Source organism: Serratia fonticola, from assembly GCF_001006005.1.
GTDB classification, from domain to species: Bacteria; Pseudomonadota; Gammaproteobacteria; order Enterobacterales; family Enterobacteriaceae; genus Chania; species Chania fonticola.
Window position 1 is genome coordinate 4,326,833 of sequence record NZ_CP011254.1, and the last position, 20,699, is coordinate 4,347,531.

The following is a 20,699-nucleotide window of genomic DNA, read 5'->3' on the forward strand; positions in this document are numbered from 1 at the left end:
TGAGGCATTGGACATTAACAAACTGAAAAGGAGGGCCTGAGTGTTCAGTAGTAAAAAAAACCCGCCATCTAGGCGGGTTTTGTATGGCAGGAATTAACTTAGTCGTTAACCGGCTGCGGTTTGGTGGCTGGAGCAGTGGCCTGATTAGCCGCTGCATGGCCGCCAGCAGAACCTTTTCCGTCAAAGTTGAAGGAAGGGCGCTGCCACTCGCTGGTCTTCGCGGCTTCCGGCTGATAATCCGGCGCAGGCGCTTTGGTCATCGGGGCGGTAGCGATATGCTTGTAGAGCGCCGGTTGGGGTTGTGCAACCACTGGGGCCGCCTGCACAGGAGCTGGAGCTGCCTCTGGCTGTGCTGACACCACTTCCGGCTCTGCGGTTACAGTAGCCTCTGCAGGGGCTGCCACAACGGCTTCCACTACAACTTCTTCCACTGCGGCTTCTTCAACTACAGGCTCTTGCACCACGGGTTCAGTGATAACTGGCTCAGCTTGTACCGCTGCATCTGCAACCGTCTCATCCTCAGCTGTTTCACTGACAACGGTTTCATCTACCACAACAGCGGCTGGCTCGGCAGCGACGGCTACGGTATCAACAGGTGCAGTTTCTACCTGGGCTTCAACTACCGGTGTTGCCACCGATTCAGTCACTGCCGGAGCGGTTTCAACTACGCTTGGCGCTTCGTTGACTACAGGCTGAACAGGAGCGGCTTCAACAGCCACCGGTGCAGCAGCAACGGCTACGGTTTCTACCGGCACTGGCGCTTGAGCTTCTTCGTGTTCAACGTAGACGGCTGCTTGTGCCACAGGATAGCTGACCCAAACCTTGCCTGAAGCCATCTCTGGTGAGGCAAACGCCCCGGCCAACGGCATTGGTGACTGGTTCGGATAACGCTCGTCACGATAGCGACGACGACGCTGACCACTGACGCGCAGATGGCGTGGAGAACGACGAGAGCGACGTGGCATGCCATTTTCACCGTTACCACGGTTGTCAGCTTGCGCGTCATCTTCAGACTGTGCCGCAATGGTCTGTGGCAACAGCTTAACGCTCTCAGCCAATACCGGAGCCTGGTTTTCTTCAACCTTGGCGACCGGCGCTTTAGGCGCTAACAGCTCTTCAGCGGCGCGATGCAGTTCTTCTTCCGCCGACAGGACGCGAACTTTCTGCGCGAGTGGACGGCGTTGACGACGCTGCGTTGGCTGCTGATGACGGTCTTCATCTTCGTCATTGCTATGGCTGGCAACAACGACTTCCGCAGTTTCTGGCACTTTGACGTCTTGCGGAGCCTGGCGTTTTTCTTCCTGACGACGGCGTTGACGCTCGGCACGTTGTTCACGGCGCTGTTGCTGATCTTCGCGCTGTACCTTGGCCGCTTCTTCAGTTTGCACTTCGGTATTGGCAGCCGCTGGTGCAGTCTGTTGCTGTGCGTTACGGCGGTTGTTGCGGCGCTGGTCGTCACGGTTTTCACGTGGTTCACGCGGCTCGCGATTTTCGCGTGGCTCACGATCGCCACGTTCACGGTTGTCACGCCCTTCGCCACGTTCTTTACGCTCGCCACGTTCACCTTTACGGCCAGAACCCTGGCGACGTTGGCCACGACGATCCTGACGACGGTTGTCGCTGTCTTCCGTTTTCTCAGCTACGGCCGGTTTAGCTTCAACCACTGGCGTTTCTTCACCGGCGAACAGTGACTTCAAGCCACCGAACAGACGGCTTAACAGGCCAGGTTTGGCTTCAGCAGCAGGGGCTGATGAAACTGCCGGTTTGGCGGCAACGGCAGGCTTGCTAACCACAGGTTCTTCTTCCTGCGGTGGAGCATCCTGTGACAGAGAGAAGGATGCCAGAGCCGGTTGCTCGCGTTTGCGCTCGACTGGCGCATCATCCTGCGGCTGGGCCATTTCTTCTTCATGCAGCTTCGGCAGCAGGTAGCTCAGGGTTGGTGTTTCTTCACCTTTGCGTACGCGCAGCACGGAGTAATGCGGAGTCTGCATCTGATCGTTTGGCACGATGATCGCTTTCACGCCACCCTGGCGCTTCTCGATCGCGCTGACAGAATCACGTTTTTCGTTCAGCAGGTAGGAAGCAACCTGAACCGGTACGATGGCGTGAACTTCTTTGGTGTTCTCTTTCAGCGCTTCTTCTTCGATCAGGCGCAGAATAGACAGCGCCAGCGATTCGTTATCACGGATGGTGCCGGTACCGGTACAGCGTGGGCACACGTGGTGGCTAGATTCACCCAGTGACGGGCTGAGGCGCTGACGGGACATTTCCAACAGGCCGAAACGAGAAATACGGCCAATCTGAATGCGGGCACGGTCCTGGCGGACGGCATCGCGCAGACGGTTTTCCACTTCACGCTGGTGACGAACCGGGGTCATATCGATAAAGTCGATAACGATCAGGCCACCCAGGTCGCGCAGGCGCAATTGGCGAGCAATTTCATCTGCGGCTTCCAGGTTGGTATTGAATGCGGTTTCTTCGATGTCGCCACCGCGGGTTGCACGCGCGGAGTTGATATCGATAGCGGTCAAGGCTTCGGTGGTGTCGATCACGATGGAACCACCGGAAGGCAGACGCACTTCACGTTGGAACGCGGACTCGATCTGCGATTCGATCTGGTAATGGCTGAACAGCGGGATTTCGCCACTGTACAATTTGATCTTGCTGCTGAAATCCGGGCGGCCCAGGGCAGCGATGTGCTCTTTGGCCAGATCGAGTACCTTCGGGTTGTCGATCAGGATTTCGCCGATGTCCGGGCGCAGGTAGTCGCGGAATGCTCGCACGATAACATTGCTTTCCTGGTGGATCAGGAACGGAGCAGGGCGGCCTTCGGCGGCTTTTTTAATCGCTTCCCAGTGCTTGAGGCGGAATGACAGGTCCCATTGCAGAGCGTCGGCAGATTTGCCAACGCCAGCGGTGCGGACAATCAGTCCCATGCCGTCTGGCAATTGCAGCGAGGAGAGCGCTTCTTTCAGTTCGGTACGGTCGTCACCTTCGATGCGGCGGGAAATACCACCGGCACGCGGATTGTTCGGCATCAGAACCAGATAGCTACCGGCCAGGCTGATGAAGGTGGTCAAGGCAGCGCCTTTATTACCCCGTTCTTCTTTATCAACCTGAACGATGACTTCCTGGCCTTCACGCAGCACATCTTTGATGTTTGGGCGACCATGGGAAGAGTAATTGCTTGGGAAGTATTCGCGAGCGATTTCTTTTAGCGGGAGGAAACCATGTCTTTCAGCGCCGTAATCAACGAACGCGGCCTCAAGACTAGGTTCAATTCGAGTGATTTTGCCTTTGTAAATATTCGCTTTTTTCTGCTCATGGCCAGGGCTTTCAATATCCAGATCGTACAGCCGCTGTCCATCTACAAGGGCAACACGCAACTCTTCCTGCTGAGTTGCGTTAATCAACATTCTTTTCATCTTAACTTACTCGTTTTTTTTACATTATCGACAAAGCTGCGGGCAAAATAACCTCATGGCCAGGTTAAAACCGAAAACCCCGTGTCTTCTCGCAAAGCCGTCAACCTCACGGTTGTCGCCTGCATAGGGGCGCATTATCTCGGTAAGCCTGTATTTCTTTGTGAAACACAGCGCTTTTGACTCAGGGAATAGCCTCTGATTTATGATGACAGATCTGATTCCATTTGCCGGCCAAGCTGCAACCCGCAGCCCGCTAATTGTTTGATTTCACATTACGTCTTACGCCATTGCTGCGTTTTTGTGCAACCAGACAAACTGTATAATTCCGCAATTCTCCTCGTTTCAAGGGGATCGGCACGGAAAGTTACAGCATTATTCCATTGCAAGTACCTTTATAGCAAGGTGACTTTTCCTTAACTATGATCGAAACCGCAAACGATCAACCTTGCTTGCTGCCTTATTGTTCGCTGGCGTTTCTTTCACAGTCTGAGAGACAGTTAAGCACATAAAAAGAGGTGGCGCTATTGACGCGCTCTATTTAGAATCCCGCCCCATGAAAACGAACATTCCCGCAGTACAATTAGTGACGATTTCTGACGACGAAGCCGGTCAGAGAATCGACAATTTTTTGCTTGCCCGCCTGAAAGGCGTGCCGAAGAGCATGATTTATCGCATCGTGCGCAAAGGCGAGGTGCGGGTCAATAAAGGCCGCATCAAGGCTGAATATAAACTGGCCGCGGGCGACGTGGTGCGCATTCCTCCGGTTCGGGTCGCCGAGCGTGAAGATGCGCCGGTTTCCGCCAAGTTGGATAAAGTTGCTGCCCTGGCGGATTGCATCCTTTATGAGGACGATCACCTGCTGCTGCTGAACAAACCTTCTGGAACGGCGGTGCACGGCGGTAGCGGCCTGAGTTTTGGTGTGATCGAAGGATTGCGGGCATTACGTCCGGAAGCACGTTTTCTGGAGCTGGTGCACCGTCTGGATCGCGATACCTCCGGCGTCTTGATGGTGGCCAAGAAGCGTTCGGCGCTGCGTTCGCTGCACGAGCAACTGCGCCTCAAGGGGATGCAGAAGGATTATATGGCGTTGGTACGCGGCGAGTGGCAGTCGCACTGTAAAGCGGTGCAGGCACCGTTGCTGAAGAATATTTTGCAGAGCGGGGAGCGCATTGTTCGCGTCAACAGCGAAGGCAAACCTTCGGAGACCCGCTTCAAGATCGAAGAGCGCTTTGAACATGCCACGCTGGTGAAGGCCAGCCCGATCACTGGGCGTACCCACCAGATTCGCGTGCATACCTTGCATGCCGGGCATCCGATCGCCTTTGACGATCGTTATGGTGACCGGGAGTTCGATCGCCAATTGGCGGGCACCGGCCTGAAGCGCCTGTTCCTGCATGCGGCGGCGCTGCGCTTTGAACATCCTGCTACCGGCGAAACGATGCGCATCGAAGCGCCGATGGATGACGAACTGCGTCATTGCCTGCAGGTATTGCGCCAACGGACCGCCGCAGCAAAAAAATAAACCCCGACATAGTGAGCAGTTGTGGAATTTGTTAGGGCCGAACATATTCGCTCGTAGGGGCGCAGCATGCCGCGCCCACTTATACCAGCGGGTTGATCCCTTCAGCCCGCAACATTTCCAACAATGCGATCAGCGGCAGGCCGATCAGCGCATTCGGGTCGCGGCCCTCCAGCTTTTCAAACAGCGCAATCCCCAAACCTTCACTCTTGAAGCTACCGGCACAATAGAGCGGCTGCTCAAGGTGCACGTAGGTTTCGATCTCCACTTCGCTCAAGGTACGGAAATGAACGTGGAAAGGTTCACATATCACCTGTAGTCGTTGGCTACGGCTATTATAGAGCGCCAAACCGGTATAGAAGGTCACCTGCTGGCCGCTGGCCTTACGTAGCTGCTGGCGGGCGTTCTCTTCGCTATGGGGCTTACCGGTGATTTCTCCGGCGATCACGCAGACCTGATCGGAACCGATAATCAGATAATCTGGGTAGGCCATAGCCAGCGCCTGAGCCTTGGCCGCTGCCAGGCGCAGCACCAAAGCCTCGGCACTTTCCCCGGGCAGCGGTGTTTCATCGGTTTGCGGTGCTGCACAAATAAAGGGCAGGTGCAGCTTCTCCAACAGCTGCTGGCGGTAGATTGACGTTGAGGCGAGTAAGAGTCTTTGCATAATTTTTTCCACAAACCGTAGCGTAAATATGTTGGTCATCTTAAACTGTCGGCCGCTCTGGAAGCGAATATTGGTGAAAGGTGCCGTTTTAGGGCCTTTTTCTTTGACTCTATGACGTTACAAAGTTAATATGCGCGCCCTATGCAAAAGGTAAAATTACCCTTGACCATTGATGCGGTACGTACCGCTCAGAAACGCCTGGACTATGTTGGTTCCTATGCGCCTGAGCTGGTTACACGTGTTGCCGACTCTGTGGTCAGTGTGGACAGTGATGTCGAAGTGCAGTTGTCGTTTGATATTGATAACCAGCGCCTCGCGGTGATAACAGGGCATGCGGACGTCGCGGTAACGCTGATGTGCCAACGCTGTGGTGTCCCGTTTGCACATCAAGTCCACACAACATATTGTTTTAGCCCGGTCGTCAATGATGAGCAGGCTGAGGCATTACCGGAAGCGTACGAACCGATCGAAGTTGACGAGTTTGGCGAAGTCGATCTGTTGGCAATGATTGAAGATGAAATTATTCTTTCACTGCCTGTCGTTCCGGTACATGAATCTGAACACTGTGAAGTGTCCGAAGCGGACATGGTGTTTGGCAAACTGCCTCCTGAGGCGGAGAAACCAAATCCATTTGCCGTATTAGCCAGTTTAAAGCGTAAGTAATCGAGGAGTAAGGTCCATGGCCGTACAACAAAATAAACCAACCCGTTCCAAACGTGGCATGCGTCGTTCACACGATGCCCTGACCACCACCACCTTGTCTGTAGATGCGACTTCCGGTGAAACTCATCGTCGTCACCACATCACTGCCGACGGTTTCTACCGCGGTCGCAAGGTTATCGGCTAAGTCAGCGATACTTTGACTCGTCTAACCCTGGCGTTAGATGCAATGGGCGGGGATTTCGGTCCCTGCGTCACAGTGCCTGCTTCATTGCAGGCACTGGCCTCTAATTTACAGCTTCATCTCCTGTTAGTCGGCGATCCCGACGTCATCTCCCCGTTACTTGCCAAAGCCGATCCGTCTGTCCTGGAACGCTTGCAAGTCGTACCTGCCGAATCGGTTATTGCCGGTGACGCCAAGCCTTCACAAGCGATCCGGGCCAGCCGAGGTACCTCTATGCGTATTGCGCTGGAGTTGATTAAAAGCGGTGAGGCGCAGGCTTGTGTCAGTGCAGGGAATACCGGGGCGTTGATGGGGCTGGCCAAGCTGCTGATCAAACCGTTGGACGGCATTGAACGCCCGGCGTTGATGACCGTGATACCTAACCAACAGCGCGGTAAAACCGTGGTGCTGGATCTGGGGGCCAACGTAGAGTGCGATAGCACGATGCTGGTGCAGTTCGCGGTCATGGGAGCAGTGATGGCGGAAGAGGTATTGGGTATCGCGCAGCCACGTGTGGCGCTGCTCAATATCGGCGAAGAAGAAACCAAAGGACTGGATAATATCCGCGAAGCCTCCGCCGTACTTAAAAAAACTCAGGCAATCAACTATATTGGTTATCTGGAAGGCAACGACCTGCTCACCGGCAAAACTGATGTGATGGTCTGCGACGGCTTTGTCGGCAACGTCACTCTGAAAACCATGGAAGGTGTGATAAGACTGTTCTTGTCGCTACTCAAGTCATCCTCCGAAGGAGGAAAACAGGCGTGGTGGTTAAAATTGTTGGGTCGTTGGTTACAAAAAAGGGTGGCAAGGCGTTTTGGTCATCTGAACCCCGACCAGTATAATGGTGCATGTCTGTTAGGATTGCGGGGAACCGTGATTAAGAGCCACGGCGCTGCAAACCAAAACGCGTTTGCGGTGGCAATCGAACAGGCTGTACAGGCGGTGCAGCGGCAAGTTCCGGACAGGATTGCTGCGCGCCTTGAAGCTGTATTACCCAAGAGTGACTGATCGTTCATGTATACAAAGATTCTCGGTACGGGGAGTTACTTACCCGCACAAGTGCGCACCAACGCTGACTTAGAAAAAATGGTGGATACGTCTGACGAGTGGATCGTGACTCGCACCGGTATTCGTGAACGTCGTATCGCTGCCCCGGATGAAACCGTGGCAACCATGAGCTTCCACGCTGCGTCTCACGCGCTGGAAATGGCAGGTGTGGCTAAAGAAGATATCGGCCTGATCGTGGTGGCGACCACCACCTCAAGCCATGCGTTCCCAAGTTCTGCCTGCCAGGTGCAGCAGATGCTGGGCATTCAGGACTGCGCGGCGTTTGACATCGCGGCGGCCTGTGCTGGTTTTACCTACGCCTTGAGCGTGGCCGATCAGTACGTCAAGAACGGCGCGGTAAAACATGCGCTGGTGATTGGCTCAGATGCGCTGTCGCGCACGCTCGATCCTGAAGATCGCGGCACGATCATCCTGTTTGGCGACGGTGCGGGCGCGGTAGTGCTGGGGGCTTCTGAGGACCAGGGCATTATCTCTACCCATCTGCATGCGGATGGCCGCTATGGCAATCTGCTGGCGCTGCCAAATAAAGATCGTCAGAACCCGGATCAGCCTGCCTACGTCACCATGGCGGGCAACGAAGTGTTTAAAGTGGCAGTCACCGAACTGGCACATATCGTTGATGAAACGCTGAAGGCCAACGATCTTGACCGCAGCGAACTGGATTGGCTGGTTCCGCACCAGGCCAACCTGCGCATCATCAGCGCAACGGCAAAAAAACTGGGTATGGGGATGGAGAAAGTGGTGGTGACGCTCGATCGTCACGGAAACACTTCTGCCGCCTCGGTACCTGCGGCGCTCGACGAAGCCGTACGCGACGGGCGCATCCAGCGTGGTCAGCTGGTGTTGCTGGAAGCATTCGGCGGTGGCTTTACCTGGGGCTCGGCGCTGGTTCGTTTTTGATTCAACAGGAATAAAAAAATGACGCAAACTGCTTTTGTTTTTCCAGGCCAGGGTTCACAAACCGTTGGCATGTTGGCCGATTTGGCCGCACAGTTTCCCATTGTGGAACAAACTTTTAGCGACGCTTCAGCGGCTTTGGGTTACGATCTGTGGCAGTTGGTACAGACTGGCCCGGCAGAAGAGCTGAATAAAACCTGGCAGACACAGCCAGCGTTGTTGGCGGCCTCCGTTGCCATCTTCCGTGTCTGGCAGCAGCAGGGCGGTAACATGCCGGTGATGATGGCCGGCCACAGCCTGGGTGAATACTCGGCGCTGGTGTGTGCCGGTGTGCTGGATTTTGCTGCGGCCATCCGTTTGGTAGAGTTGCGCGGCAAGCTGATGCAGGAAGCGGTACCAGAAGGTACCGGTGCCATGTACGCCATCATCGGTCTGGATAATGCCTCGATTGCCAAAGCCTGTGAGGAGTCTGCTCAAGGCCAGGTAGTTTCACCGGTGAACTTCAACTCTCCGGGGCAGGTCGTTATCGCGGGCAACAAAGAAGCGGTTGAGCGTGCAGGCGCAGCTTGCAAGGCGGCCGGTGCCAAACGTGCACTGCCGTTGCCGGTGAGCGTGCCTTCGCACTGCGCACTGATGAAACCGGCTGCCGATAAGCTGGCTGTAGCGTTGCAAGACATCACCTTCAACGCGCCGTTAGTCCCGGTAGTCAATAACGTTGATGTCCGCGCAGAGACCGCGCCAGAAGCTATCCGCAGTGCGTTGGTTCGCCAGCTGTACAGCCCGGTGCGCTGGACGGAAAGCGTAGAATTTATGGCGGCAGAGGGTGTGACTCTGCTGTTGGAAGTGGGCCCAGGCAAAGTGCTGACCGGCCTGACCAAACGCATTGTCGACACTTTGACGGCGGCAGCGGTTAACGATACTGCCAGCCTGTCTGCGGCGTTGGAACAGTAAAAGAGGATAACCATGAGCTTCGAAGGGAAAATTGTCCTGGTCACCGGCGCAAGCCGCGGTATTGGCCGGGCTATTGCAGAGTTGTTTGTTGCACGTGGCGCCAAGGTTATCGGCACCGCTACCAGCGAGAGCGGTGCTGAAGCCATCAGCAGCTATCTGGGTGAGAACGGCAAAGGCTATATGCTGAACGTGGTTGATGCTCAATCTATCGACAACGTTTTGACCTCGATTCGTGCGGAATTTGGCGAAATCGACATTTTAGTGAATAATGCCGGGATTACGCGTGATAACCTGCTGATGCGAATGAAGGATGAGGAGTGGCAGGATATCCTGGACACCAATCTGACTTCCGTATTCCGTCTGTCAAAAGCGGTAATGCGAGCTATGATGAAAAAGCGGTTTGGCCGTATCATCTCTATCGGTTCCGTTGTTGGTACCATGGGGAATGCAGGGCAGGCTAATTACGCGGCGGCTAAAGCCGGTCTGATTGGTTTTAGTAAGTCTTTGGCACGTGAGATCGCTTCACGTGGCATTACGGTCAACGTCGTGGCTCCTGGCTTTATTGAGACGGACATGACACGGGCGTTGACAGAAGATCAACGCGCAGGCATTTTGACTCAGGTTCCGGCTAGCCGGCTTGGGGAAGCTAAAGAAATCGCCAGCGCTGTTGCATTTTTAGCCTCTGACGAGGCCAGCTACATCACCGGTGAAACGTTACATGTCAATGGCGGCATGTATATGATTTAAAAAATGCGAAAACTATTTGCGTTATTTGAGGTAAAAACCGCAAAATAGCGTAAAATCGTGGTTTGACCAGCCGGGATTTAGTTGCATCTTTTTCAACATTTTATACACTACGAAAACCATCGCGAAAGCGAGTTTTGATAGGAAATTTAAGAGTATGAGCACTATCGAAGAACGCGTTAAGAAAATCATTGTTGAGCAACTGGGTGTTAAGCAGGAAGAAGTATTGAACAACGCTTCTTTCGTTGAAGACCTGGGCGCTGATTCTCTTGACACCGTTGAGCTGGTAATGGCTCTGGAAGAAGAATTCGACACCGAAATTCCAGACGAAGAAGCAGAGAAAATCACTACTGTGCAAGCAGCTATTGATTTCATCAACGCTAGCCAGCAGTAAGCGAACATATCTAGGCGGTCACTCGACCGCCTAAGTTTTTTCTATCCCTAGCGTCATATTTTCCCTCCTTGGAGGACAAACGTGTCTAAGCGTCGAGTAGTTGTGACCGGACTGGGCATGTTGTCTCCTGTCGGCAATACGGTAGAGTCCACATGGAATGCTCTTCTTGCCGGTCAGAGTGGCATCAGCCTGATCGACCATTTCGATACTACTGCCTATGCAACCCGTTTTGCTGGCTTGGTAAAGAATTTTAACTGTGAAGATTTCATCTCGCGCAAAGATGCGCGCAAGATGGATGCCTTCATTCAATACGGCATCGTCGCCGGCATGCAAGCCATGCAGGATGCGGGGCTGGATATCAACGAGGCGAACGCCAATCGTATTGGTGCCGCTATCGGCTCTGGTATCGGCGGCCTGGGGTTGATTGAAGAAAACCATAGCTCACTGGTTAACGGTGGCCCACGGAAAATCAGTCCGTTTTTTGTGCCCTCGACCATTGTGAACATGATTGCCGGTCACCTGACCATTATGTACGGCATGCGTGGCCCAAGTATTTCCATCGCTACCGCCTGTACCTCAGGTGTCCATAACATTGGCCATGCTGCACGTATCATTGCTTACAATGATGCCGATGTGATGCTGGCCGGTGGCGCAGAAAAAGCCAGTACCCCTCTGGGTGTCGGCGGCTTTGGGGCGGCTCGTGCGCTCTCAACCCGCAATGACAACCCACAGGCCGCAAGCCGCCCTTGGGATAAAGACCGTGATGGTTTTGTGCTGGGCGATGGTGCGGGGATGATGGTGCTGGAAGAGTACGAACACGCAAAACAACGCGGTGCGAAAATTTACGCCGAAATTGTCGGGTTTGGTATGAGCAGCGATGCCTACCACATGACATCGCCACCGGAAAACGGTGCTGGTGCCGCCTTGGCGATGGAAAACGCGCTGCGTGATGCGGGTGTGACAACGTCACAGATTGGTTATATCAACGCGCATGGCACCTCGACGCCGGCCGGTGATAAAGCCGAAACCCAAGCGGTGAAATCCGTATTTGGCAGCGATGCCAACCGGGTAATGGTCAGCTCCACCAAATCGATGACCGGCCACCTGCTGGGTGCCGCTGGGGCGATTGAGTCGATCTTTACCGTGTTGGCTTTGCGCGATCAGGCGGTTCCACCTACCATCAATCTGGATAATCCGGATGAAGGTTGCGATCTGGACTTCGTACCACACGAAGCGCGCCAGACCAAAGATATGGAGTTCACGCTGTGTAACTCCTTCGGCTTCGGTGGCACTAATGGTTCGCTGATTTTCCGTCGCGTATAATACCCGTCGCCTTTCAAGCTGTAGCGTTGTTACCTGCACTTGTCCACCCCAGTCACTTACTAAAAGTAAGCTCCTGGGGATGAACAAGCTTGGTGCCTAGCCACAACTTGAAATTCATAGGGTATGAGAGTAACGAAGTTGATCAAGGCCCGGTTCACGTCGACCGGGCTTTTTTTATGGTGAAAAGCGTGGGGAAAGCCGTGTCTGCTGCTATCGTCATCTACGCCTGTTATGCTGTAGTGATAACACAGTGAGGAAACGCATGTACTGGATCAACGGACAACAACATGACGCCCTGGCACCCAGCGATCGCGGTTTGCAGTTTGGCGACGGCTGCTTTTCTACTGCCAGAGTAGTGGATGGCAACATCGATCTTTTCCCCTGGCATCTTGATCGGATGCAGCAGGCGGCGCAGAGATTGCTATTGCCAGCGGTGGACTGGGCGGCATTGGAACTTGAGATGCGCCATGCGGCAAGCTCTCTCTCCCTGGGCGTGGTCAAAGCGATACTGACCAGAGGCAGCGGCGGACGAGGTTACAGCCCGCACGGCTGTGCTGCTCCTACACGGATCGTTTCGCGCAGCGCCTATCCCATGCACTACCAGTCATGGCGTGAAGAAGGGATCAGCCTGACGCTCAGCCCGGTTGCGCTGGCGCGTAATCCACTGCTGGCAGGCCTGAAACACCTTAACCGCCTGGAGCAGGTGTTGATCCGCGCACATCTTGACCAGGCCGATGCCGATGAGGCGCTGGTGCTTGACACTGCGGGTATGCTGGTGGAATGCTGTGCGGCTAATTTGTTCTGGCGCAAAGGAAAAAACGTCTTTACGCCAAATCTGGATCAGGCCGGTGTCGCCGGTGTGATGCGCCGCCGAGTGATTGAACTTCTGACGGGCAGCGAGTATCTACTGCATTACGTCAGTGAACCGCTGGAGACGCTGGCCGATGCGGAGGAAGTGCTGATATGCAACGCGCTGATGCCGTTGCTGCCGGTGAATAGGGCACAATCATGGCGCTACCCTTCGCGCCAACTGTATGATTTTTTGCGACCACACTGTTAATGATGGCTGATCGATGAAGAGAAAAAAGCTCAAGATTGTTGTACTGCTGCTGCTCCTGGCGTTGGCTTCGCTGTATTGGGGGCATCAGCGGATTGAACGCTTTGCCGATACTCCGCTGGCGATTGGGCAGGAAACCTACTTCAAACTGCCCGCAGGCACTGGCCGTGTGGCGCTGGAAGGGCTGCTGGTACGCGACAAGCTGATCCACAATGGCCGCTGGTTCCCGTGGTTACTGCGCCTGGAGCCGGAACTGGCCGAATTCAAGGCGGGTACCTACCGTTTAACCCCGGGGATGACGGTGCGCCAGATGCTGAAACTGTTGGCAAGCGGCAAAGAAGCCCAGTTCAGCGCACGCTTTATCGAGGGTTCGCGTCTGAAAGATTGGCTGCAGGTGCTGCAAGAGTCGAAATATGTCAAACATACCCTGGCAGGTAAAAGCGAGGCGGAAATCGCCAAGGAGCTGGGGCTACCGGAAGGTGGCGTGCTGGAAGGTCGTTTGTATCCAGATACCTATCTCTATACGGCGGGAACCACCGATCAGGCATTGTTAAAGCGCTCGCAGTTGCGGATGTACAAGGCATTGCAGGACGTTTGGCATGCGCGAGACACCAGCTTGCCATACAAAACGCCGGAAGAGTTGCTGACGATGGCTTCGATCGTTGAGAAAGAGACTGCCGTAGCGGAGGAACGCACCAAGGTCGCTTCGGTGTTTATCAATCGCCTGCGTTTGGGCATGCGTTTGCAAACCGATCCTACCGTGATCTACGGCATGGGCGACAGTTATACCGGTAACATCACCCGTAAGGATCTGGAGACGGCAACTCCCTATAACACCTATGTGATCAGCGGCCTACCGCCAACGCCGATCGCCATGCCGAGCCGTGCTTCATTGGAAGCTGCCGCCAATCCGGCTAAAACCGATTATTTGTACTTTGTTGCCGACGGAAAGGGTGGCCATACGTTCACCACCAACCTGGCAAGCCATAATGCTGCGGTGCGTGTCTATCGGCAGGTACAAAAGGAAAAGAATGAAAAGTAACTTTGTAGTGATTGAAGGGTTGGAAGGCGCGGGTAAAACCACCGCGCGCAATACAGTGGTCAACGTGCTTAACGAGCAGGGTATTAACGACATTGTGTTTACCCGTGAACCGGGCGGTACGCCACTGGCGGAGAAGCTGCGCGAGCTGTTTAAATGCGGCTCAGATGGCGATTTGCCGACCATCAAGGCGGAGCTGCTGATGATATATGCCGCGCGGGTGCAACTGGTGGAAACCGTGATCCAACCTGCGTTGGCGCGGGGAGCCTGGGTGGTAGGCGATCGTCACGATCTTTCCGCACAAGCCTATCAGGGCGGGGGCCGGGGAATCGACCCACACTTGATGAGTTCGCTGCGTGATACGGTATTGGGTGACTTCCGCCCCGACCTGACCCTTTATCTCGACTTACCGCCGTCGGTGGGCCTGCAAAGGGCACGCGCGCGCGGAGAGTTGGACCGTATTGAGCAAGAAGCGCTGCCGTTCTTTGAACGTACCCGCGCGCGCTATCTTGAACTGGCGGCTCAGGATGCGAGCATCGTTACCATAGATGCGGCACAAACGCTGGAACAGGTCACTGCCGATATTCGCCAGGTGGTTGTACAGTGGCTGCAACAGCAGGAAGGAGCGTAATGAACTGGTACCCGTGGCTTAACGCTCCCTATCGTCATTTGGTGGGGCAGTATGCGGCTGGGCGTGGCCATCACGCATTACTGCTGCATGCGGCGGTGGGCAACGGCGATGCTGAGCTACTCTATGCCCTGAGCCGTTGGCTGATCTGCCAAAAGCGCAATGGTGAAAAGAGCTGCGGTGAGTGCCACAGCTGCCGGTTGATGCTGGCAGGCAACCATCCGGACTACCACGTACTGGCTCCGGAAAAGGGCAAAAGTAGCTTGGGTATCGAACCGATCCGCCAAGTGATTGAGGTCCTCTATTCCCATGCCCAGCAGGGGGGAGCAAAGGTGGTGTGGCTATCGCAGGCAGAACTGTTGACCGAGGCCGCCGCCAACGCCTTGCTGAAAACCCTGGAAGAGCCTCCGGCCAATACCTACTTCCTGCTAGGCTGCCGTGAGCCCTCACGCCTGTTGGCGACGCTGCGTAGCCGCTGTTTCTACTGGCATCTGGCCAGCCCAGATGAACAGCTTAGTCTGCAATGGCTTAACCGCCAGGGTGTGGGCAATCCGGTCGATCGTCTGACCGCATTACGCTTGCATGACGGTGCTCCACTCGCTGCCGAACAGTTGCTGCAACCGAATCGCTGGCAACAGCGGGCCGCACTGTGTAACGCCTTGAGCGCCGCTTTGCCGCAGTGCGATATGTTGGCCCTGTTGCCGGCACTGAACCATGACGACGTGGCGGACCGGCTACACTGGTTATGCGCGCTACTGATGGATGCTATGAAATACCAGCAGGGTGCCGCGAACTATGCTCTGAACCAGGATCAATTGCCGCTGGTCCAGCAGTTGGCCAGCCGTTTGAGCAGCGTTTCGCTCCAGCAAATCATGCAGCAGTGGCTTAACTGCCGCCATCAGTTACTCAGCGTGGTCGGCGTTAATCGCGAGCTGTTGCTGACAGAACAGTTACTCGGTTGGGAGCAGATGCTCGGCACTACCGGTTACTCATCCCCTCATTCGTTGTAAAAGAGTTAATTATCATGTTATTAGTAGATTCTCACTGCCACCTCGACAGCCTGGACTTCGCCACCTTGCACCACAGCGTGGACGATGCTCTGGTCAAAGCCAAAGCGCAGGATGTGGGCTTTGTACTGGCGGTTGCCACCACGCTGCCGGGTTACCAGGCGATGACCCAGCTGATCGGTCAACGTAACGATGTTGCCTTCTCCTGTGGCGTTCATCCGTTGAATCTGGAGGGGGGCTACGATTATGCCGAACTGCGCAGTCTGGCAGCGGCAGAGCAGGTGGTTGCCCTGGGGGAAACCGGGCTGGATTACTTTTATCAGAAAGACAATATCCCGTTACAGCAAGAGTCGTTCCGCCAACATATTCGTATTGGCCGGGATCTCAACAAGCCGGTGATTGTGCATACGCGTGACGCGCGTGACGATACGTTGGCCATTCTGCGCGAAGAGAACGCACAGGATTGCGGCGGCGTGCTGCATTGCTTCACCGAAGATTTGCCAACGGCGAAAGCCTTGCTCGATCTGGGCTTCTATATCTCGTTCTCCGGTATTGTCACTTTCCGTAACGCCGAGCCGCTGCGCGAGGTAGCCCGCTATGTGCCATTGGATCGCATGCTGGTGGAAACCGACTCGCCATACCTGGCGCCGGTACCTCATCGCGGCAAAGAAAACCAACCCGCCTATGTGCGTGACGTCGCAGAATACCTGGCCGTGTTGAAGGGCGTCAGCCTGGAAAACCTGGCGCAGGCGACCACTGCCAACTTTTCACGTTTGTTTCACATCGAACTCTGATCCTTCGTCTAGGCTTAGCGAAACGCTGGCGATAATCTAATTCTTTTTAAGCTCGTAATTAATCCTCGAAACGGGTAATGTTCCCACCCGTTTCAGGGGAGCGGCCGGGCAAATTTTCATCTTTCTTCACAAAAAGTAGACGATTTTTGAAAAATGGCCGGTCAGATTCATCGAAACGTGACTGCCATCAAACATTGTTCAGGGTATTTATTTTACTCTGCGTAAAAATTAAAGGGGTGCTCAGACACCCTGAAAATGCAGGGGTTTTCTCTCCCCCCTCTGCAACGCGAAAATTCGCGAGAAGTAGCAAAGCACTATTACTCAGGAGCACACTCAACTATGTTCAAGAACGCATTTGCCAACCTGCAAAAAGTAGGTAAATCGCTGATGCTGCCGGTTTCCGTATTGCCTATCGCAGGTATCCTGCTGGGCGTCGGTTCCGCCAACTTTAGCTGGCTACCGCTGGTAGTCTCACACGTGATGGCGGAAGCCGGCGGTTCCGTATTCGCCAATATGCCGTTGATCTTCGCTATCGGTGTTGCCCTGGGCTTCACTAACAACGACGGCGTTTCTGCATTGGCCGCGGTAGTGGCTTACGGCATCATGGTGAAAACCATGGCCGTGGTTGCGCCGCTGGTGCTGCATTTGCCAGCCGAAGAGATTGCGGCCAAACACCTGGCGGATACCGGTGTGCTCGGAGGGATTATCTCCGGTGCCATTGCTGCCTACATGTTTAACCGCTTCTTCCGTATTCAACTGCCAGAATACCTGGGCTTCTTTGCCGGTAAGCGTTTTGTGCCGATCATCTCTGGTCTGGCCGCTATCATTCTGGGTGTGATCCTCTCCTTCATCTGGCCGCCAATCGGTACGGCTATCCAGACCTTCTCCGAATGGGCGGCTTATCAGAACCCAGTGGTGGCATTCGGTATCTACGGTTTTGTTGAGCGTGCGCTGGTACCGTTTGGTCTGCACCACATCTGGAACGTTCCGTTCCAAATGCAGATTGGTGAATATACCAATGCGGCCGGTCAAGTGTTCCACGGCGACATTCCGCGTTACATGGCGGGTGACCCAACTGCGGGTATGCTGTCTGGTGGCTTCCTGTTCAAAATGTATGGTCTGCCTGCTGCCGCGATTGCCATCTGGCACTCAGCCAAGCCGGAAAACCGTGCCAAAGTCGGCGGTATCATGATCTCCGCTGCGCTGACCTCGTTCCTGACCGGTATTACCGAGCCGATCGAGTTCTCCTTCATGTTCGTTGCGCCGATCCTGTACGTAATCCATGCGATCCTGGCCGGCCTGGCGTTCCCAATCTGTATTCTGTTGGGGATGCGTGACGGTACCAGCTTCTCACACGGCCTGATCGACTTCATCGTACTGAGCGGCAACAGCAGCAAAATCTGGCTGTTCCCAATCGTTGGTGTCATCTACGGCTTGGTGTACTACACCATCTTCCGCGTGCTGATTGCCAAACTGGATCTGAAAACCCCTGGCCGTGAAGACAATGCTTCCGAGCAGGTGGCTCAGGGTGGCTCTGAAATGTCTGCTGCGCTGGTTCAGGCATTCGGCGGTAAAGAGAACATTACCAACCTGGATGCCTGTATTACCCGTCTGCGCGTTAGCGTGGCCGACGTATCCAAGGTTGACCAGGCTGGTCTGAAGAAACTGGGTGCTGCCGGTGTGGTTGTGGCTGGCTCAGGCGTTCAGGCGATCTTTGGTACCAAATCCGACAACCTGAAAACCGATATGGATGAATACATCCGTAACCACTGATTCAGGTAGGGGAGTTAATGGGGAGACTTAGGTCTCCCTTTTTTTATGCACTTTTCTGAGCTAGTCACCGTTATTGACATGAGTTCGGTATTAAGTTTATATCCGTTAGTACAAAAAATTAGCTTCATGAAGCCAGCCAGAAGGACATTGGCGATGAAAAAATACTCTTATCCTTATCTTTTTAGCGTGACGATATTATTTTTGGGATTCGTTTTCGGGATGATGCTATGGCATGGTGAGATCTATCGTCAAACCTTTCTGAATCGGACAAGTGTGCGTTATATGCTTGTGACGGCGCTGGCACTGGCTTTACTTATCTCACTTTTGATTATCAGACGTGGCGTGTTTAACAGCAGTAAATTTGTTGATTATATCAAGCTGTATGCCGCTATCAGCATCGTAACGGCGTTTGTCGCTATCATGTTATTAATAACGGCCACTTACTATCTCCCCGGTAAAACATCTTCATATACTACGACGTATTCCTATGCCTACGGGAGTCGCAGCAGCTGCGCTGGGGCAGAAGTTAATGATGCAGATTTAGGCATAAGTATTAGAGTATGTCATCCCGTGGGTAACTATGAGTTTAATAACAAGATATATATTGAAAAACGAACTAATGCCCTTGGTATGGTAGTGACTTACGCTATAACTTTCCCTTAAAGGTGGCACGTCGTCGATAATAAGTGGCTATGGGAAGGGGGATAGCGGTAGTTAAAGGCGGGGAAAGTCTTCTTTTTTGATGGAGGGGTGCTCATGGATCTCTGCTCAAACAACCAACAGGCGGGGCAAGCCCCGCCGTTGGGTTGCCTTACCTTGCGGGTTCGTAAGCCATCATGGCCGCAACCTCCGTTTCTCCGCTACGAATGCGGATCTCACAGAGTCTTTTCCTGGTCATCCAGGTAAACACCAGTACGGTGATACAGAGAATAACCAAGGCCATTACTACTAACTTTTGCGGCATGATAGCCTCCTTGTCCTTGCCTTTCGGCGGGTAAGAGGCTACCTTTATGGTGTTCATGCATAAGAGTGGCCTCGGGTTGATTTACATCGATTCGGGGCTTTTCTCTTTCTATCCCTTGCTAATGCTCAGGACAAAAAGATCCAGAGCACCCACGTGAATTTTACCCCTAATCCTGCCTGGTAATAAATCAGCGCTTTGTTACATAGAACAATTAAGCTGAACCGGCTCAGTGCTCATCCTTGTTGTTTATTGGTTTTTTGCCCGTTTCTTGCGGTGACTAACCTCTATATAAAACATTTATTTTTTTACACCTATTTTTCTTATATATGCTATGGCGGCTGCGGGCTCTTTTGTATGGAATTGTTTAACAAGATAGGGAGGGGCGCTCATGGATCTCTGCTCAAACAACCAACAGGCGGGGCAAGCCCCGCCGTTGGGTTGCCTTACCTTGCGGATTCGTAAGCCATCATGGCCGCAACCTCCGTTTCTCCGCTACGAATGCGGATCTCACAGAGTCTTTTCCTGGTCATCCAGGTAAACACCAGTACGGTGATACAGAGAATAACCAGGGCCATTACTACTAATTTTTGCGGCATGATAGCCTCCTTGTCCTTGCCTTTCGGCGGGTAAGAGGCTACCTTTATGTTGTTGGAGCATAAGAGTGGCCTCGGGTTGATTTACATCGATTCGGGGCTTTTCTCTTTCTATCCCTTGCTAATGCTCAGGACAAAAAGATCCAGAGCACCCACGCGAATTTTACCCCTAATCCTGCCTGGTAATAAATCAGCGCTTTGGTACATATAACAAGTAAGCTGAACCGGTTCAGTGTACATCCTGCTTAATTTGTTGGTTTTTTTCCCTGTTTATTGCGATGCTGATGGCAGTCCATAGATCGCAGCAAAAGAGGGAACAATGCCCAACCCATCCGTGCTCAAACCACCAACGTTGATCGGCAATCAAATCGAACTTCGGCCATTGCAGCCAGAGCACCGTGAGGCAATGCTGAGCGCGGCTGCTGATGGCGAACTGTGGAACCTGAAGGTTACCGCAGTGCCGAGTACCAGCACGATCGACAGCTATATCGCCACCGCCATGGCAGGCCGTGATGCCGGTTCCATGCTGCCATTTGTCATTGTTCAGCAGGCTAGCGGCCGCATTATCGGCAGCGCCCGTTTCTGGAAAATCGACCGGACTAATCGCAAAATGGAAATCGGCCACACCTGGTTGAGCCAATCGGTGCAGCGCACCGGCGTGAATACCGAAGCGAAATACCTACTGCTCGGCTATGCCTTTGAAGTATTACAGGCGGTACGTGTACAGTTCACCACCGACGAACTGAACGACAGGTCACGCGCGGCAATTCTGCGGATTGGTGCAAAGCAGGAGGGGATTGTACGCCATGAACGCATCATGCCCGACGGGCGTAAACGTAACTCGGTCAGGTTCAGCATTATCGATGATGAATGGTGTGAGGTGAAAGCCAGGCTGGAAGTTTTGCTGAAGCGCTAAACTCGAGGAGCAAACAGTGGCAAGATCTCAACGGGCGCAGCATGCAGCGCCCCTACA

The 20,699-nt window shown here is 53.9% G+C and carries 21 protein-coding genes; 17 read left to right on the plus strand and 4 right to left on the minus strand.

The window, feature by feature from the left end:
* Nucleotides 1–98: 98 nt before the first annotated feature.
* Nucleotides 99–3,425 (minus strand): ribonuclease E, encoded by a 3,327-nt coding sequence (rne, locus tag WN53_RS19175; RefSeq protein WP_046808176.1) that lies wholly within the window; start codon nt 3,423–3,425, stop codon nt 99–101.
* Nucleotides 3,426–3,978: 553 nt separating this feature from the next.
* On the opposite strand from rne, the gene rluC reads away from it, so the two are divergent.
* The gene (gene rluC / locus WN53_RS19180; RefSeq protein ID WP_024485939.1) at nt 3,979–4,947 is read left to right on the plus strand and encodes a 23S rRNA pseudouridine(955/2504/2580) synthase RluC; all 969 of its coding nucleotides are present in this window, start codon (nt 3,979–3,981) and stop codon (nt 4,945–4,947) included.
* Nucleotides 4,948–5,026: 79 nt separating this feature from the next.
* On the opposite strand, the gene WN53_RS19185 is transcribed toward rluC, so the two are convergent.
* Nucleotides 5,027–5,608: a Maf family protein gene (locus tag WN53_RS19185; RefSeq protein ID WP_024485940.1), complete on the minus strand. Its 582-nt coding sequence runs from the start codon at nt 5,606–5,608 to the stop codon at nt 5,027–5,029.
* 141 nt (nt 5,609–5,749) lie between these two features.
* On the opposite strand from WN53_RS19185, the gene yceD reads away from it, so the two are divergent.
* From yceD to WN53_RS19260, 15 genes are all read left to right on the plus strand, one after another.
* Entirely contained in the window at nt 5,750–6,271 is a 522-nt protein-coding gene (gene yceD, locus WN53_RS19190; RefSeq protein ID WP_024485941.1) for a 23S rRNA accumulation protein YceD, read from the plus strand.
* 16 nt (nt 6,272–6,287) lie between these two features.
* Complete coding sequence (gene rpmF / locus WN53_RS19195) at nt 6,288–6,455, plus strand: 50S ribosomal protein L32 (protein ID WP_004943042.1); 168 nt, start codon at nt 6,288–6,290, stop codon at nt 6,453–6,455.
* Nucleotides 6,456–6,467: 12 nt separating this feature from the next.
* Entirely contained in the window at nt 6,468–7,502 is a 1,035-nt protein-coding gene (gene plsX, locus WN53_RS19200; RefSeq protein WP_024528541.1) for a phosphate acyltransferase PlsX, read from the plus strand.
* 6 nt (nt 7,503–7,508) lie between these two features.
* Complete coding sequence (locus WN53_RS19205; protein WP_024485942.1) at nt 7,509–8,462, plus strand: beta-ketoacyl-ACP synthase III; 954 nt, start codon at nt 7,509–7,511, stop codon at nt 8,460–8,462.
* An 18-nt stretch (nt 8,463–8,480) separates the two neighbouring features.
* The gene (gene fabD, locus WN53_RS19210) at nt 8,481–9,410 is read left to right on the plus strand and encodes an ACP S-malonyltransferase (RefSeq protein ID WP_021804717.1); all 930 of its coding nucleotides are present in this window, start codon (nt 8,481–8,483) and stop codon (nt 9,408–9,410) included.
* A 12-nt stretch (nt 9,411–9,422) separates the two neighbouring features.
* Nucleotides 9,423–10,157: a 3-oxoacyl-ACP reductase FabG gene (gene fabG / locus WN53_RS19215; RefSeq protein ID WP_021178306.1), complete on the plus strand. Its 735-nt coding sequence runs from the start codon at nt 9,423–9,425 to the stop codon at nt 10,155–10,157.
* 154 nt (nt 10,158–10,311) lie between these two features.
* A complete protein-coding gene (gene acpP, locus WN53_RS19220; protein ID WP_004719003.1) occupies nt 10,312–10,548 on the plus strand; it encodes an acyl carrier protein in 237 nt (78 codons plus the stop codon).
* An 81-nt stretch (nt 10,549–10,629) separates the two neighbouring features.
* Nucleotides 10,630–11,871: a beta-ketoacyl-ACP synthase II gene (gene fabF, locus WN53_RS19225; protein WP_024485943.1), complete on the plus strand. Its 1,242-nt coding sequence runs from the start codon at nt 10,630–10,632 to the stop codon at nt 11,869–11,871.
* Nucleotides 11,872–12,133: 262 nt separating this feature from the next.
* Nucleotides 12,134–12,931 carry an aminodeoxychorismate lyase gene (pabC, locus tag WN53_RS19230; RefSeq protein WP_024485944.1) on the plus strand — a complete coding sequence of 266 codons (798 nt, stop codon included), beginning with the start codon at nt 12,134–12,136 and terminating at the stop codon, nt 12,929–12,931.
* 13 nt (nt 12,932–12,944) lie between these two features.
* A complete protein-coding gene (mltG, locus tag WN53_RS19235; RefSeq protein ID WP_024485945.1) occupies nt 12,945–13,970 on the plus strand; it encodes an endolytic transglycosylase MltG in 1,026 nt (341 codons plus the stop codon).
* Nucleotides 13,960–14,598: a dTMP kinase gene (tmk, locus tag WN53_RS19240; RefSeq protein WP_024485946.1), complete on the plus strand. Its 639-nt coding sequence runs from the start codon at nt 13,960–13,962 to the stop codon at nt 14,596–14,598. Before mltG ends, tmk begins: the two co-directional genes overlap by 11 nt.
* Complete coding sequence (gene holB / locus WN53_RS19245) at nt 14,598–15,605, plus strand: DNA polymerase III subunit delta' (RefSeq protein WP_046808177.1); 1,008 nt, start codon at nt 14,598–14,600, stop codon at nt 15,603–15,605. The genes tmk and holB overlap by 1 nt, the downstream gene beginning before the upstream one ends.
* 14 nt (nt 15,606–15,619) lie before the next feature.
* Nucleotides 15,620–16,396, plus strand: coding sequence for a metal-dependent hydrolase (locus WN53_RS19250; protein WP_021178300.1), 777 nt, complete (start codon nt 15,620–15,622; stop codon nt 16,394–16,396).
* 339 nt (nt 16,397–16,735) lie between these two features.
* On the plus strand, nt 16,736–18,169 hold the full coding sequence (gene ptsG, locus WN53_RS19255) for a PTS glucose transporter subunit IIBC (RefSeq protein ID WP_024485949.1): 1,434 nt from the start codon (nt 16,736–16,738) through the stop codon (nt 18,167–18,169).
* 153 nt (nt 18,170–18,322) lie between these two features.
* Nucleotides 18,323–18,832 (plus strand): hypothetical protein, encoded by a 510-nt coding sequence (locus WN53_RS19260; RefSeq protein WP_024485950.1) that lies wholly within the window; start codon nt 18,323–18,325, stop codon nt 18,830–18,832.
* A gap of 148 nt (nt 18,833–18,980) precedes the next feature.
* Here WN53_RS19260 and WN53_RS27640 read toward each other — a convergent pair whose 3' ends face one another.
* Both WN53_RS27640 and WN53_RS27645 read right to left on the minus strand, forming a co-directional pair.
* Complete coding sequence (locus WN53_RS27640) at nt 18,981–19,133, minus strand: type I toxin-antitoxin system Hok family toxin (RefSeq protein WP_121606592.1); 153 nt, start codon at nt 19,131–19,133, stop codon at nt 18,981–18,983.
* 443 nt (nt 19,134–19,576) lie between these two features.
* On the minus strand, nt 19,577–19,729 hold the full coding sequence (locus tag WN53_RS27645; protein ID WP_021178298.1) for a type I toxin-antitoxin system Hok family toxin: 153 nt from the start codon (nt 19,727–19,729) through the stop codon (nt 19,577–19,579).
* Between the two features lie 316 nt (nt 19,730–20,045).
* Here WN53_RS27645 and WN53_RS19265 point away from each other — a divergent pair, with 316 nt between their 5' ends.
* Complete coding sequence (locus tag WN53_RS19265) at nt 20,046–20,642, plus strand: GNAT family N-acetyltransferase (protein ID WP_024485951.1); 597 nt, start codon at nt 20,046–20,048, stop codon at nt 20,640–20,642.
* The last annotated feature ends 57 nt before the right edge of the window (nt 20,643–20,699 follow it).